Consider the following 13,959-nt stretch of genomic DNA (forward strand, 5'->3'; position numbering starts at 1 on the left):
CAACTCCCTTTCAAAACAAACAAGCAAATCTAATCTATCTTTATTGTATCCTTTCAAGTGCAAATAAGGAAGATCTTTCTTATTTTTTGTCGAAAAATGTAGACATTTGTCTTTTCCATTCCTCAATTATGGCATCCGCCTCTTCTGCTGTCGTTTGCTGTTTGAACTGCAATCCTGAGGGATCGTTTTGAGCTGTGTAAACGGCGAGCTGAGCTGCTATGTCATCCACAAAAAAACACGATTCCCTTTGTACACCGTCATCTTCCCGGACGTCCCACGGACCGTACATGTCCGGGAGAACGATGATGTCCGCGCCTTTTTGTTCAAAACGCTCTCTTAAATCCTCTACCATTTGATGCTTATAGACAAATAGAAAAACAGGCTTGTTTTGAATCAAGTCATCGAGCTCTTCATCAAGCATGCAGCCTGTATATTGGATAAAAACCTTATCATACTCGGTTTCAGGCTCTTTTTCAATCATGCGGAAATGTTGGTTTCTCACCAGCCACATCAGCCGCTCTTCAAGGTAAAGCCGTTTGGTTTCATCGCTCGGATCATCTAATTTGACCCCAATGTCTACGCCCTCTTCAAGAAGACATTCGCAAAATGAAAGGCCGAAGAATTCATCTGCTCCATACACCAGCGCGGATTTCATATGCCAGACCACCTTTCGATTCAGCTGTTCTGCCAAGTAAAAACAGCCCTGATCAAAAACGGGCTGCTATCATTCTATTCTCTATAATACTTTTTCATGCCTTTTGAAAAAATGAGCGATCGCCGAATAGATGCGCTGCGGATGATCAAATAAGTGCAGGGTCAGCCCCACTTGATAATCGCCTTTTTTCTGACGCTCCTCAAACGTTTTTGCATGGATCATATACGGATATGAAGAACCGTTCAGCCTTTGCCAAATATGGACAGGCACAAGATTGTGATAAGGGGATATGCTTTTGAACGGGTAATCGGCGGCCTCTCGTTCAGAAATACCGTAGCTGTCTGCAATCTCTTTAATAAACTGCTTATAAAAAAATTTATTGTCTTTTTCCCTTTGATGTTGAGCCTGAAGATCGAGGCAAGGATTAAGCATCGCTGCAGAACGTATTTGATCCGGAATCGAGCGGAGAAGTTCATCAGCTACGAGAGCGCCTGTTCCCTCTGCCAGCAGATGAATTTTTTCATTTAAAATCTCCTGCCTGAACACATAGTGAATCAGCTGCTTCGCGTAATGAACCGCTTTTTCGGAGCCCCAGTGCCTGCCGAATAAATTGCTGTTCACAAGCGTGTAGCCCTGGTTTCTTAAACTTGTCAGAAGCTGATTTCTGCCGTGATGCTGCATCCAAAAGCTCGATTCTTCCCCGACGAAATGGTTGCGGTCGCCGAAAATAAAAACCGCAAAACCGTTTGGTCTGTATGGAAGATGAATCACGTTCCATTCTGAGCCGACTTTGAAAAAACGTTCAGTTATTTTCATCGCTTGCCTGCCTCCTTCCTGCCGTAATCTGCTCATTATTTTATGTAGAGAACGGATCAAACGAATAAGGAAAAGTCCCAGTCGCAAGATGAAAATGAATTTTTAATAAATCTCCCATTCTGATATTTCTGAAAAAAAGTGTTGAAAGCCTTATCTTGTTCACTAAAATGCCCTTTCTCGTTTACTTTATGTGTGGTATGATAAGTTTTAGAATTGAATGCGAAGGACGAGGTGTGAAACGTGCGTTTTGTCATGACTTTTATTTGGACATTTGTTTTGACGCAAATGGCCTGCTACATTGTCGGCGCCATGAACGGTGCTGCATATGACTTTCAGACCAGTTCAATTATGGGCGTGATCATCACTGTAGCCGTTATTGTTCTTGGAGAAATTATGCCTGTTAAACAGGATGCGAGTCAACATTAAAAACCCTGCTTTAAAGCGGGGTTTTTGTTTTCTCGAACTTTGATGTACAGCCGTCCAAAAAAGGACGGCTGTTTTTTATGGCTTTCTTTTATATGTCCAAAGTCGGTTATGGTTGGAGTTCTCAGGGAAAAATTCACCGGCTGACAATTTGATTTGCTGCGGATTTTTCACCATGCTCCCTGTTTCTCCGATTTCAACATATACACCATTGTTAGGCGCTTTTTGGCCCGGGCGGAATTGATGCTGCTGTCCCATATGTTTCACCCCTTTTTAGAGATTAGATTGCCCTGTTCCGGAGAAAAACATGTTTATTTTATCTTTACATTCATTTGTTTTATGTAGTTTAATGTAAAAAGCGCTTGAATATTGAAACTAACCGCCTTTTCTTACCGTCTGTTAAAAGGGCGTCAGATTCACTTTAGAAACGGAGGAGAAAAATGGATTTTTTAATGATGATAAAGTATATCCTTTTGGGGCTGCTGCAGGGATTTACCGAACCGATCCCAGTCTCATCAAGCGGACACCTCGTGCTGGCACAGCATTTTTTAGGCTTGGAAATTGAAGGGTTCAGCTTTGAACTTTTGATGAATGCAGGCTCTTTGATTGCCGTTTTGCTCGTTTATAAAAATGATATCATTCGACTGGCAACAAACGGATTGTCCTATGTGGCGGCAAAAAATGAAAAAGGAAAAGCCGATTTCAGATTTATCGTTTATTTGATCATTGCAACGATTCCCGCAGGTGTCGTCGGCGTTTTATTTGACGACGAAATTTCCGCTTTCTTTAAAGACGGTGTGCGGATCACCGCTGTCACACTGCTGATCACAGGTTTGGCATTGTTTTTGATTCGAAATCTGCGCGGACGGAAAAACGATGGGGAAATGAGATTGAAAGACGCCGTGATCATCGGACTTTCGCAAATGATTGCACTCGTCCCCGGCATCAGCCGTTCAGGAGCGACGATTGTACCGGCCATGGCGCTCGGACTCAAATCAGATACTGCGCTGCGCTTTTCATTTTTATTGTACATACCAATCAGTCTGGGCGGAACCATTTTAAGCATTACCGACATTTTTCAAGATCCGCGTTTATCAGAGCTTTTCCTTCCTTATTTGTTTGCGTTCATCGCATCCATTATTGCCACATATTTTTCATTGCGCTGGTTCATGAATATTATGGCGAAAGGGAATTTGATTTATTTCTCAATCTACTGCTTTATCATCGGTATCGCGGTATTCATCTTCGCATAAATAAAACTGCTGATCTTTTTGATCAGCAGTTTTTCGTTTAAGCAAGCAATGCTTTCAGCAAGGCTTTTTGCACATGAAGACGGTTTTCAGCCTGCTGGAATACGGCTGAATTCGGCCCGTCAATGATCTCCGCCGTGACTTCTTCTTCCCGGTGCGCCGGAAGACAGTGCAGAAAGATGTAATCTGGTTTGGCGTGGGAGACGAGTGAGACGTTGACTTGATATGGTTTAAAGACATTCAGCCGTTCGTTTGCCTCTGCTTCCTGTCCCATGCTTGTGAAAACATCGGAATAAATGACATCAGCATTCTTGACAGCTGATTCGGGATCATGTGTAATGTTCACTTCCGCACCTGATTCTTCGGCAAATGTCTTGGCAAGCTGAACAACTTCCTGATCCGGTTCATAGCCTTTAGGCGATGCAATCGTAATGCTGCAGCCGACTTTTGCACAGGCGATTAAAAGCGAATGCGCGACATTGTTTCCATCTCCCACATAGACGGCTTTCAGTCCGTTCAAGGTTCCTTTCGTTTCTTGAATTGTCAAAAGATCTGCGAGCGCCTGGCACGGATGAAAAAGGTCGGTCAAACCGTTGATAACCGGGACTTCCGCGTGCAGTGCAAGCTCTTCAACTTTTTCGTGTTCAAATGTGCGGATCATGATCGCATCAACATAGCCTGACAGCACTTTTGCCGTATCAGCGATTGTTTCGCCTCTGCCGAGCTGCATGTCTTCGCTGCTTAAAAATAAGGCGCTTCCGCCAAGCTGAGCCATTCCCGCTTCAAACGAGACACGCGTTCTCGTCGATGATTTTTCAAAAATCATCGCCAATGTCTTTCCTTTAAAGACGTTTTGAATTTTATTTTGTTTCATGGCGGCTGCTTCCTGCAGCAAATAAAGGATCTCTTCTTTTGTAAAGTCCTTCAGGCTTAAAAAATCCTTGCCGGACAAATTGGTCTGCGGGGACGCCCCGATGTTTACTGTAGACATGTTTCCACTTCCTTTTTATATAAGTCCTTTAGTGAGACCGATTGTGTCGATCCATTTCCGCTTGCTAAAAATGCCCGCACCGTCTCTTCTTCCGTCATTACCGCCACACCGTGGGTAATGGCTTCCATCCGCTGCCGTTTCGCCTCGTTCGAATCGGTCAAATTGATGTGAAGCGCTTTGTCCTCCCGTTTGATCCAGCTTGCAAAATCGGCAGACTGGACGATGAATCCCGCTTGCTCTGCGAGAGATTTCAGGTCGCCGGCTTCTTCAAGGTAGATGCAGCCTTTCGTTTTCCAGACGCCCGCAAAAATTTTCTTCAGGGCGCTTTCAGGGCTGTACCCGACATACATGCCTTCCCCGGTCGACTTCATTTCAGGTCCGAGCTTCAAATCGACATCCTGAATGGCATGTGATGAAAAAACCGGAAACTTCACGGCTACACCGCGGCTGTTTTGTGAATCTGGTTTCAGCTCTTTTAATGTCAAACCGGCCAAAAGCTTAGATGCCAGCGGAATCAGCGGTACGCCCATCACTTTGCTGACGACGGGTACGGTCCGGCTTGCTCTCGGGTTGACTTCGAGGATGAGCAGCTCATCTGCATCAGCGATAAATTGAATATTCATAATCCCTTTAAAGTCGAGCTTGCGGACGATTTTTGCCGCTGCCGATTCTGCAGCGCGCTTCATCTTATCCGTCACGGACGGCCCCGGCAGGATCGCATAACTGTCGCCAGAATGCACACCGGCCTTTTCAATATGTTCGATATAGGTCGGGATATAAATGTCCTGTCCGTCGCTGACAAGGTCGATTTCAAATTCCTTTCCGGAAATGTATTGATCGATTAGAATCGGATATGGCATCGCCGCTGCACCTTCAAGCAGCTCGAGGAGCCCATCTTCAGAATGAACGATCATCATGCCCATCCCGCCGATGACATAGGACGGTCTGATCAGGACCGGATAGCCGATCTCATTTGCTTTTTGCACCGCTTCTGTTTTTGACGATGCCGTTTCCCCTTTGGCATGAGCGATGCCAAGTTCATCAAGCAGCTGATAAAATTGATCGCGGTCTTCAAGGACATCAAGTGTGTCTGAAGAGGTTCCCAAAAGAGTGACGCCCGCTTTTTCGATCGCTTCCGCCACATTGATGGCGGATTGGCCGCCGAATTGAACAATCGCAAAATCAATGTCTTCAGCTTCAGCCACATTTAAAATATGTTCGGGCGTAATCGGTTCAAAGTACAGCCGGTCTGCCATTTCATAGTCCGTGCTGACCGTTTCCGGATTGTTGTTCAGCATGATCGTTTCAAACCCGAGGCTTTTCATCGTCATGACGCCGTGCACGGCGCTGTAGTCAAACTCCACTCCTTGGCCGATCCGAATCGGTCCGGAGCCGATGATCAACACCCGCTTTTTCGTTTTTTTGGAGAAGTCTCCATCGCTTCCTCCAAAATAGGTTGAGTAAAAATAATTCGTCTTCGCATCAAATTCCGCGGCGCACGTATCGACGATTTTAAAGGAAGCCGTTATGCCTTTTTGCTTGCGGAGCGCGCGGACTTCTTCCTCCGTTTTTCCGATTAAAGAAGCGATCGTCGAGTCGGTGAATCCCTTTTCCTTCGCCTTTTTCAAAAGATCGCAAGAAAGGACGCAGCCCTCTTCCATCAGCGTGTTTTCAAGCTGAATCATGTTTGAAAACACATAAAGGAAATAGTAGTCAATCTTCGTTTTCTCATGGATGTCTTCGATTGAAATTCCGCGGCTTAACAGTTCCATGACCGTAAAGAAGCGGCGATCATCGGGCGTCTCAAGCAGCTGCCATAAAGCATCTGAAGAGACGCCGCCAAGCTCCGGTAAATGGGTTCCGGCCGTTTTCAGCTCAAGGGATGCGACCGCTTTTTGCAGAGCCGCTTCAAGATTGCGATCGATCGCCATGACTTCCCCTGTCGCTTTCATTTTCGTGCCGAGCTTACGGTCGGCATGTTTAAACTTGTCAAACGGCCAGCGCGGAAATTTAACGACAACATAATCAAGCGCTGGCTCAAAGCTGGCATATGTCGAATCTGTCAGCGGGTTTTTCAGCTCGTCAAGCGTATAGCCGACAGCAAGTTTGGCAGCCATTTTCGCAATCGGATAGCCGGTCGCTTTTGAAGCGAGGGCGGAAGATCGGCTGACCCTCGGATTCACTTCGATCACGTAATAGTTTTTGCTTTCGGGGTCTAACGCAAATTGAATGTTGCAGCCGCCGACCACATCCAGTGCGGAAATAATCTTCAAGCTTGCCGAACGCAGCATTTGATAGTCTGTATCTGTTAATGTCTGCGAAGGGGCGACCACGATCGAGTCCCCTGTGTGAATGCCAACGGGATCAATGTTTTCCATGTTGCAGACGGTGATGCATGTATTGTTGTTGTCACGCATGACTTCATATTCGATTTCTTTAAAGCCGGCAATGCTTTTTTCGACAAGACATTGGTGAATCGGACTTGCCAGAAGAGCACTTTCGATCAAAGGCATAAACTCCTCCTTTGTCTTCGCAATGCCGCCTCCTTTTCCGCCCAATGTGTAGGCCGGCCGTACGATGATCGGAAAACCGATGGAAAGCGCAAAACGAAGCGCATCTTCTTTGTTATCGACGATTTCTGAATCCGGCACCGGTTCATTCAGTTCTTTCATCAATGCGCGGAATTTTTCTCTGTCCTCGCCCTTTTCAATCGTATCTACAGATGTCCCGAGCAGCTTCACCCCGTATTTGTTTAGAATGCCGGCTTTTTCAAGCTCGACAGCCAAATTCAGCGCTGTTTGGCCGCCCAAATTTGCCAGCAGGCCGTCAGGTTTTTCCCGCTTGATAATTTGAGTGAGACTTTCCAGCGTCAATGGTTCAAAATAGATCTCATCGGCAAACGATTCATCTGTCATGATCGTCGCCGGATTGTTGTTGACGAGAATGACCCGAAAGCCTTCGCTTTTCAGCGCCATGCATCCTTGGGTTCCCGAGTAGTCAAATTCTGCGGCCTGCCCGATGATAATCGGTCCTGATCCGATAACCAGTATGTTTTCTATGCTGTGATCTTTAGGCATGGATGACTTCTCTCCTTGCTTCGTTCAATTTCTGCAAATATTCGTTGAAAATCCACTCGCTTTCGACCGGTCCCGGATGGGCTTCAGGATGAAACTGCACAGATATGACAGGCAATGTTTTATGCATCAGCCCTTCTACCGAACCGTCATTTACATGATGGAACCTGACTGAGAATTCCTTTGTGCTGATCGTCGTTTCATCAACGACATAGCTGTGATTTTGGCTCGTCATGAAAACGCGTCCGATTTCTCTGTCAATCACCGGATGATTGGCTCCCCTGTGGCCGAATGGAAGTTTATACGTGTCACCGCCAAAGGCGAGAGCGATGAGCTGATGTCCAAGGCAAATGCCGAGGGTCGGGTAAGATTTGATCAATTCCCGAAGCGTTTCCATATACGAAAGGATGGCTTTCGGGTCCCCCGGACCGTTTGAAAGAACGATCCCATCCGGATTCAGCTTGGAGATGCCGTCCATCTCTTGATATGGAACAACCGTGACTTTACAGCCTTGTTTCACGAGGGATGCAGCGATCGATTTTTTATAGCCGAAATCTATCAGGACGATATGTGTCGCTCCCTCTCCAAATGTGCCGTTCTCATTTTGTCCGGCCACCTGTGCCGCGAAATTTTCCGATTCGCGCGGAGCAGGCCTGCTGTCTTTTTGATTGGTCAGTTTGGCATTGAGCGTCCCTTTGGCCCTGATATGCTGGACAACCGATCTTGTATCAACGTGTGACAGCAGCGGAACATCCCATTTTTCCAAGTACTCCCGCAGGCTTTTAGTCGCCTGATGGTGGGAAAATCGGTCGCACGCTTCATAGACGACAACCCCTTTCACTTGCGGACGCTTGCTTTCATCATCGCTTTCATTGATGCCGTAATTTCCGATCAGCGGATATGTGAAGACAATGATCTGGCCTTTATATGAAGGATCTGTCAATACTTCCTGATAGCCGGTCATGCCTGTAAAAAAGACGACTTCACCGGTACAGCCTTCAAAACCGTCTAATTCTCCGCTGAAGGATGTTCCATCTTCAAGAACTAAGTATCCTTCCATTTTATGCCCACCTCTGATGAATAAATAATAATATTTATGAATTTTTATACCTTTTATCCGAAAAAAAATTACTGTTTTACCGACGAATGATGTGCAAAAACACGGTTCAGCTTCTCGACAGCTTCACTGATTTCATTTTTCGCGACCGAAAGCGGCGGCAGCAGCCTGATCACATTCAGACCTGCAGGAAGCACGAGGAGCCCATCTTTCTGAAGGTCTTCGATCAGCGGCTGAACGGGGGCTTCGCATTCGATGCCGGCGATCAGGCCTTTTCCTCTGATTTCTTTAATACATGGAAATTGGAGTTTTTCTTTAAGCTCTTTCTGCAAAAATTCTCCTTTTGCACTGACTTCTTCAAGAAAGCTTTTTTCAAAAATAATGTTCAATGTCGCGTTGGCCGCAGCCATGGCCAGCATATTTCCCCCAAAGGTCGTACCGTGTGAACCAGGTGAGAACGCTTCTGAAAGCTCTTTTTTTCCGATAACCGCTCCGACCGGAAATCCGCTGCCGAGCCCTTTTGCGACGGTGATAATATCTGGAGAAAGCCCTCCATGCTCGTATCCGAAGGCTTTTCCCGTCCGGCCGATACCCGTCTGGACTTCGTCAACAATGAGAAGAGCTTGTTTTTCTCGGCAAAAAGCCTGAACTTCTTGCAAAAACTCTCTGTCCGCCGGAATGACGCCGCCTTCTCCTTGGATGGTCTCAAGCATAACCGCGGCAATGTCATCTTGGCCGCTTAATGTTTGGAATGCCTCCGGCTCATTATAAGGAAGGTAATGAAATCCGGTCAGCATCGGTCCGAATCCGTGTTTAATTTTTTCCTGTCCGGTCGCCGCCATTCCAGCATATGTCCGGCCGTGAAAAGATTGCTTGAACGTTATGATTTTCGTTTTCTGCGTATATTTTCGCGCCAGCTTTACAGCCGCTTCATTTGCTTCAGCTCCGCTGTTGCAGAAAAAGACAAGATCGCCGGTACTGTGGTTTGTCAATTGCTCTGCGACTTTTTCCTGAAGGTCGTTTTTGAATAAATTTGAAACATGCCAGACATCATCGAGCTGTTTTTTGATGGCGTCTGCCACCGCATCCGGACAGTGCCCGAGATTGCAGACTGCGATTCCCTGAACGAAATCCAGATAGGTTTTTCCGTTTTCATCTTCGGCGATGGTGCCTTTCGCTTTTTTTATATTGATATTCCAGCGGCTGTACGTCTGAAATAAATGACTCACAATAGGGCCTCCTTTTGTTTCATAATTTTTGTGCCGATAAATGCATCTTCCCGCAGAAAGGAACCTTTTCCGCTGACGATCATCACTTCATTGACTTGACCTGTAAGAGCGGCTGCCGCAGAGTTCACCTTCGGTATCATTCCGCCGGAAATCACGCCTTCTGCAATAAGGTCCTCTACCTCTTCAGGTGTTAATGCTGAAAGCATTTCGTCGTTTTTCATGATCCCTTTTACATCTGTCACAAACATCAATTGATCGGCATGCAAAGCCCCGGCTACAGCGGATGCCGCCAAATCGGCGTTTACATTCAGCGTCTCACAGCCATCTGTCATTGACAGCGGTGCAATGACCGGAATGAATCCTTTTTCCATGAGCGTTTCCGCCATCTGTCCGTTTACCTTTTTTATGCGCCCGACTTGGCCGTATTCCTTTTCGTTTAAATAATCGGCAAGGAGAAGCCGCCCGTCTTTTCCCGAAACTCCGACCGCCGGAAGCCCATGTTTGGCAAGCTCTGAAACGAAATACTTATTGATTGAACCGGACAGCACCATCTCTGCGACTTCCAATACCGGTTTAGTCGTTTTCCGCTGTCCGTTGACAAACTCTGTTTGGATATTTAATTTTTCCAGCATCCTTGTAATATCAGGTCCGCCTCCATGGACGACTGCGATTTTCCATCCCGCTTCAAACAGCTCTTTTAGATTTTGAAAAAACTCGTCAGAAAGTTCACGAATGACGCTTCCGCCGCATTTAAAAACGATTGTTTTGCTCATTGTTTTCCCCTTTACGTACGATAGCTCGCGTTAATTTTGACGTATTCATAAGTTAAATCACAGCCCCAGGCCGTTCCTGTTCCTTCGCTTTCATTCATATAAACAGCGATTTCCACTTCGCTATTTTCTAAATATTGCTTCGCATGCTCTTCGGAAAACGGCTGTGGTTCATTGTTTTTAAAGAGGCACTGTCCGCCGAGATGGATTTCCACCTTTTCAGGTGTAACAGAAGCCATGCTGTCTCCGATCGCGACGATGATTCTGCCCCAGTTGGCATCCGTCCCGTACACCGCTGTTTTAACAAGATTGGAGCCGACGATTTTCTTTGCGATGATTTGCGCTTCAAGATTGGTTTTTGCCCCTTTGACTTGGGCTTCGATTAATTTTGTCGCCCCTTCACCATCTTTTGCGATTTTTTTGGCGAGATCCGTGCAAACCAGCTGCAGGCCTTTTTTAAATACCGGCCATTCTTCATGCCCTTCGTGGAGGCATTCATTTTCGGCGCAGCCGTTCGCCATGACGAGAACCATATCGTTTGTGGATGTATCACCGTCGACCGTAATCTGGTTGAATGAAACATCTGTGATCTCTCTTAAAGCCCTTTCCAGCGCACCTTCTTCAATGCATGCATCTGTTGTGACAAATCCGAGCATTGTCGCCATATTCGGGTGGATCATGCCAGAGCCTTTGGCAGCTCCGCCGATCGTCACTTGTTTACCGCCGATCATCAGTTGATAACAGGTTTGTTTTGTCACCGTGTCCGTCGTCAAAATCGCTTCCTCGAAATCACCTTCGCCGGGCTTTGTATCGCCGAGAAGGACGATTCCTTTCTGAATCTTCTCCATGTCGAGGTATTCGCCGATGACGCCTGTTGAGGAAACGGCTACAAGCGCCGGTTCAATGCCGAGGATTTCAGCTGTTTTCTGACGCATCTCATATGCATCCAAGAGTCCCTGTTCACCTGTACATGCGTTGGCATTGGCACTATTAACAATCACTGCTTGCAGGTGCGCACCCTTTTTGAGGCTGTCTTGCGTCACCTTGATCGGTGCAGCCTGGAAGTAACTTTGTGTATAAACGGCGGCGCTCACCGCCGGAACCGAGCTGATGAGCAGCCCCAAATCCTTTTTTGAATAGCGGAGTCCGCAGTGAATCCCTTTTGCCTCGTAGCCCTTAGGAGAAGCTATGCTTCCATCTATTTTTTTTATGCTGTCTTGACTCACCTGAATCATGATTTGTTCTCTCCCGTCTTATGGATAAATTGGCGTAAAATCGAGTCCCGCCGTTTCGCTCCAGCCGTTCATGATGTTAAAGTTCTGAACCGCCTGCCCTGCGGCTCCCTTCATTAAATTATCAATCACTGATACGATCGTGACCCTGTTCGTCCGTTCATCTAAAGCAACACCGATATCACAGAAATTGCTGCCGTATACTTCTTTTGTAGCCGGAAATTGTCCCGATTCTCTCACTCTGACAAAATAAGAATCTTGGTAAAAATCAGAAAAAAATCGCTGCAGCTCATCACCTGACAGGCTTTCTTTCAGCTCTGTATAAATGGTTGCCATAATTCCCCTTGTCATCGGCGCTAAATGCGTGCTGAACGTGATCGGTTTAAAAGCGGGGTTCCACCGCATTGCAGCCTGTTCTATTTCAGGTGTATGCTGATGCTCATTGACCTTATATATTTTAAAATTGTCATTGATCTCTGAAAAATGAGTTCCCATTGAAGCTTTTCTGCCGGCTCCCGATACCCCTGTTTTGGCATCAACGATGACAAACGATTCGCCGATTAATCCGTTTTTGACGAGCGGAGCCAAACCGAGAAGAACCGCTGTCGGAAAACAGCCGGGGTTGGCTATGTACTTCGCCGTTTTGATTTCCTCCCGATGAAGTTCGGACAGTCCATACACCGCTTTTTCAAGCACGTGTTCCGGAGCCGGCTCCCTTTTATACCAGCTTTCATATACAGACGGATCTTTGATTCTGAGATCGCCGGACAGGTCAATAACCGGTATGTCATATGAATCAAGCTGAGGCGTCAGACGGCTTGATACGCCCGGAGGGGCCGCCATAAACAAAAAATCGATCTCATCTGCAATCTGCTCAATCTCAATCGGTTTAAGGATTTGATTCGTCAGTTTTACAAGATGCGGATATGACTGATGGTATGGAACTCCTTCATCACTCGATGAATATAATATACATTCGCCCACATGAGGATGCGACCTGATGATTCTTGTAATCTCTGCTCCCCCATAGCCAGTAGCACCTATAATACCTATTTTCAAAACAAGTTCACCTTCTTGGTCTTTGTGAAATTATTTAACATTATAACATGAATAAAAATTAATTCAATTGTATATTTAATATTTTTTTATTCATCTTGGAGAATGGTTCTTTATTCATCTCCAGCATAGGTGAAAGTCCCGGTCAGCAAAACATCCAGACTTTTTTAAACAGCATTTGCTCTATGTTCAATCTCTCGGGCAAGTGCATATAACACAACGTCAATACAAAATGGGCAGAGGACTGATTCGGGTCATGCCGGGGATAGCCTTCAACAAAGTCCACCCCAATAATGCCTCTCCTGCAAAATTCGTAGACAAGTGTAAGCAGCTCATACGAATTCAGTCCGTGTAATTGCCCCATCCCACCGCTCCTTCTCTTGGAACTCTCCGCAGAAAACCACGTCAGCATTGCCTGTTTCCAGCCAGATGGCTCGCGTTTCGCGCGCCCAAAAAGCGCGGAGTATTTGCATACAGCATATTTGACAATTTGCTCACCCCAATTTTGCGATTGAAATGCGAATCGTAAGTTTAACTTCCCGATCTATCACTTTTCAAAACCGAGGAAGGTGCGGCCCCCATTTTTCAGCGAAAAAAAAGAACGCTTTTTCAAGCGTTCTTTTTTGATCCCGATGATGAAAGGTCAATCTGCCATGATATGCCGAACTGATCGACAATCCAGCCGAACTTTTGGCTGAAGCCGTAATCGCCGAGCGGCATCAGCACTTCTCCGCCGCGAGCCAGCTCCTGATAAAACCTGTCGATTTCCGCTTCTGTATCACATGTCAAAAACATCGAAAATGAAGGGGTAAACGTAAAATCGTGTTCTACAGGACTGTCAATACACATAAATTCCTGTCCTTTCAAGGAAAAGACACCATGCTTAACACTCCCCTTTTTCCCTTGTTCATCTGCACCATAGCGAACCAGACTCTTCATTTCCGAATCCTCGATTAAAGATATGTATGTGTTCATGGCTTTTTCTGCATGTCCTTGAAACATTAAAAATGGCGTAACCTTTGTCATCCTCATCACCCTTTCATCAAAAAGAGCCTGTCAAAGGTTGAGCAGGCTCTTAGGTGTTTACTGTATACCAAGTGCAATTTTCGCATAGCGAGACATTTTATCCCGTGTCCAAGGCGGGTTCCAGACAATGTTAACATCAACCTCTTTGACTTCAGGAATATCTGCCAGCGCTTTTTTGACTTCATCTACGATAACCGGCGCCAGCGGGCAGCCCATAGATGTCAAAGTCATGGTGACATCGGTTTTTCCATCCTCATCCATATCGACGTCGTAAACGAGGCCGAGGTTCACGATATCGACGCCCAGCTCAGGGTCCACGACCTGTTCAAGAGCGCCCATGATGTTTTCTTTTAATGCTTCATCCACAGTTCTTCACTCCT

At 46.2% G+C, this 13,959-nt stretch carries 15 protein-coding genes; 2 read left to right on the forward strand and 13 right to left on the reverse strand.

Annotated features, from left to right (window positions below; all coding sequences use genetic code 11):
- Positions 1-79: 79 nt before the first annotated feature.
- Both BTA30_RS05720 and BTA30_RS05725 read right to left on the reverse strand, forming a co-directional pair.
- Positions 80-655, reverse strand: a complete 576-nt coding sequence (locus BTA30_RS05720) for a hypothetical protein (RefSeq protein WP_076760304.1) — start codon at positions 653-655, stop codon at positions 80-82.
- 81 nt (positions 656-736) lie between these two features.
- On the reverse strand, positions 737-1,471 hold the full coding sequence (locus BTA30_RS05725) for a hypothetical protein (protein ID WP_076760305.1): 735 nt from the start codon (positions 1,469-1,471) through the stop codon (positions 737-739).
- Between the two features lie 240 nt (positions 1,472-1,711).
- Between BTA30_RS05725 and BTA30_RS05730 the strand changes: the two genes are divergently transcribed.
- Positions 1,712-1,897, forward strand: coding sequence for a YjzD family protein (locus tag BTA30_RS05730; RefSeq protein ID WP_076760306.1), 186 nt, complete (start codon positions 1,712-1,714; stop codon positions 1,895-1,897).
- Positions 1,898-1,972: 75 nt separating this feature from the next.
- Here the strand turns inward: BTA30_RS05730 and BTA30_RS05735 are convergent, their stop codons facing one another.
- Positions 1,973-2,152 carry a YjzC family protein gene (locus tag BTA30_RS05735; RefSeq protein WP_076760307.1) on the reverse strand — a complete coding sequence of 60 codons (180 nt, stop codon included), beginning with the start codon at positions 2,150-2,152 and terminating at the stop codon, positions 1,973-1,975.
- 182 nt (positions 2,153-2,334) lie between these two features.
- Here BTA30_RS05735 and BTA30_RS05740 point away from each other — a divergent pair, with 182 nt between their 5' ends.
- Positions 2,335-3,147 carry an undecaprenyl-diphosphate phosphatase gene (locus tag BTA30_RS05740; RefSeq protein WP_076760308.1) on the forward strand — a complete coding sequence of 271 codons (813 nt, stop codon included), beginning with the start codon at positions 2,335-2,337 and terminating at the stop codon, positions 3,145-3,147.
- Between the two features lie 37 nt (positions 3,148-3,184).
- Here BTA30_RS05740 and argF read toward each other — a convergent pair whose 3' ends face one another.
- The 10 genes from argF to BTA30_RS05790 all read right to left on the reverse strand — a co-directional run bounded on the left by argF (position 3,185) and on the right by BTA30_RS05790 (position 13,945).
- Complete coding sequence (gene argF / locus BTA30_RS05745) at positions 3,185-4,135, reverse strand: ornithine carbamoyltransferase (RefSeq protein ID WP_076760309.1); 951 nt, start codon at positions 4,133-4,135, stop codon at positions 3,185-3,187.
- The gene (carB, locus tag BTA30_RS05750) at positions 4,123-7,212 is read right to left on the reverse strand and encodes a carbamoyl-phosphate synthase (glutamine-hydrolyzing) large subunit (RefSeq protein WP_076760310.1); all 3,090 of its coding nucleotides are present in this window, start codon (positions 7,210-7,212) and stop codon (positions 4,123-4,125) included. Before carB ends, argF begins: the two co-directional genes overlap by 13 nt.
- The gene (locus BTA30_RS05755) at positions 7,205-8,269 is read right to left on the reverse strand and encodes a carbamoyl phosphate synthase small subunit (RefSeq protein ID WP_076760311.1); all 1,065 of its coding nucleotides are present in this window, start codon (positions 8,267-8,269) and stop codon (positions 7,205-7,207) included. Before BTA30_RS05755 ends, carB begins: the two co-directional genes overlap by 8 nt.
- A 68-nt stretch (positions 8,270-8,337) precedes the next feature.
- A complete protein-coding gene (argD, locus tag BTA30_RS05760; protein ID WP_076760312.1) occupies positions 8,338-9,495 on the reverse strand; it encodes an acetylornithine transaminase in 1,158 nt (385 codons plus the stop codon).
- Positions 9,492-10,268, reverse strand: a complete 777-nt coding sequence (gene argB, locus BTA30_RS05765) for an acetylglutamate kinase (RefSeq protein WP_076760313.1) — start codon at positions 10,266-10,268, stop codon at positions 9,492-9,494. Before argB ends, argD begins: the two co-directional genes overlap by 4 nt.
- An 11-nt stretch (positions 10,269-10,279) precedes the next feature.
- Positions 10,280-11,500, reverse strand: a complete 1,221-nt coding sequence (argJ, locus tag BTA30_RS05770) for a bifunctional ornithine acetyltransferase/N-acetylglutamate synthase (RefSeq protein ID WP_076760314.1) — start codon at positions 11,498-11,500, stop codon at positions 10,280-10,282.
- An 18-nt stretch (positions 11,501-11,518) separates the two neighbouring features.
- Positions 11,519-12,556 (reverse strand): N-acetyl-gamma-glutamyl-phosphate reductase, encoded by a 1,038-nt coding sequence (argC, locus tag BTA30_RS05775; protein WP_076760315.1) that lies wholly within the window; start codon positions 12,554-12,556, stop codon positions 11,519-11,521.
- A gap of 142 nt (positions 12,557-12,698) precedes the next feature.
- Positions 12,699-12,917 (reverse strand): hypothetical protein, encoded by a 219-nt coding sequence (locus tag BTA30_RS05780; RefSeq protein WP_076760316.1) that lies wholly within the window; start codon positions 12,915-12,917, stop codon positions 12,699-12,701.
- A 245-nt stretch (positions 12,918-13,162) separates the two neighbouring features.
- Positions 13,163-13,579, reverse strand: coding sequence for a VOC family protein (locus tag BTA30_RS05785; protein ID WP_076760317.1), 417 nt, complete (start codon positions 13,577-13,579; stop codon positions 13,163-13,165).
- A gap of 57 nt (positions 13,580-13,636) precedes the next feature.
- On the reverse strand, positions 13,637-13,945 hold the full coding sequence (locus tag BTA30_RS05790) for a metal-sulfur cluster assembly factor (RefSeq protein ID WP_076760318.1): 309 nt from the start codon (positions 13,943-13,945) through the stop codon (positions 13,637-13,639).
- Positions 13,946-13,959 lie beyond the last annotated feature (14 nt).

The sequence above is a fragment of the Bacillus swezeyi genome, from assembly GCF_001969815.1.
Classification (GTDB): Bacteria; Bacillota; Bacilli; order Bacillales; family Bacillaceae; genus Bacillus; species Bacillus swezeyi.

Coding starts and splice junctions, on each gene's coding strand:
- BTA30_RS05720 (WP_076760304.1), bottom strand. CDS start 655: ATGAAATCCGCGCTGGTGTATGGAGCAGATGAATTCTTCGGCCTTTCA.
- BTA30_RS05725 (WP_076760305.1), bottom strand. CDS start 1,471: ATGAAAATAACTGAACGTTTTTTCAAAGTCGGCTCAGAATGGAACGTG.
- BTA30_RS05735 (WP_076760307.1), bottom strand. CDS start 2,152: ATGGGACAGCAGCATCAATTCCGCCCGGGCCAAAAAGCGCCTAACAAT.
- BTA30_RS05740 (WP_076760308.1), top strand. CDS start 2,335: ATGGATTTTTTAATGATGATAAAGTATATCCTTTTGGGGCTGCTGCAG.
- argF (WP_076760309.1), bottom strand. CDS start 4,135: ATGTCTACAGTAAACATCGGGGCGTCCCCGCAGACCAATTTGTCCGGC.
- carB (WP_076760310.1), bottom strand. CDS start 7,212: ATGCCTAAAGATCACAGCATAGAAAACATACTGGTTATCGGATCAGGA.
- BTA30_RS05755 (WP_076760311.1), bottom strand. CDS start 8,269: ATGGAAGGATACTTAGTTCTTGAAGATGGAACATCCTTCAGCGGAGAA.
- argB (WP_076760313.1), bottom strand. CDS start 10,268: ATGAGCAAAACAATCGTTTTTAAATGCGGCGGAAGCGTCATTCGTGAA.
- argJ (WP_076760314.1), bottom strand. CDS start 11,500: ATGATTCAGGTGAGTCAAGACAGCATAAAAAAAATAGATGGAAGCATA.
- BTA30_RS05780 (WP_076760316.1), bottom strand. CDS start 12,917: ATGGGGCAATTACACGGACTGAATTCGTATGAGCTGCTTACACTTGTC.
- BTA30_RS05785 (WP_076760317.1), bottom strand. CDS start 13,579: ATGACAAAGGTTACGCCATTTTTAATGTTTCAAGGACATGCAGAAAAA.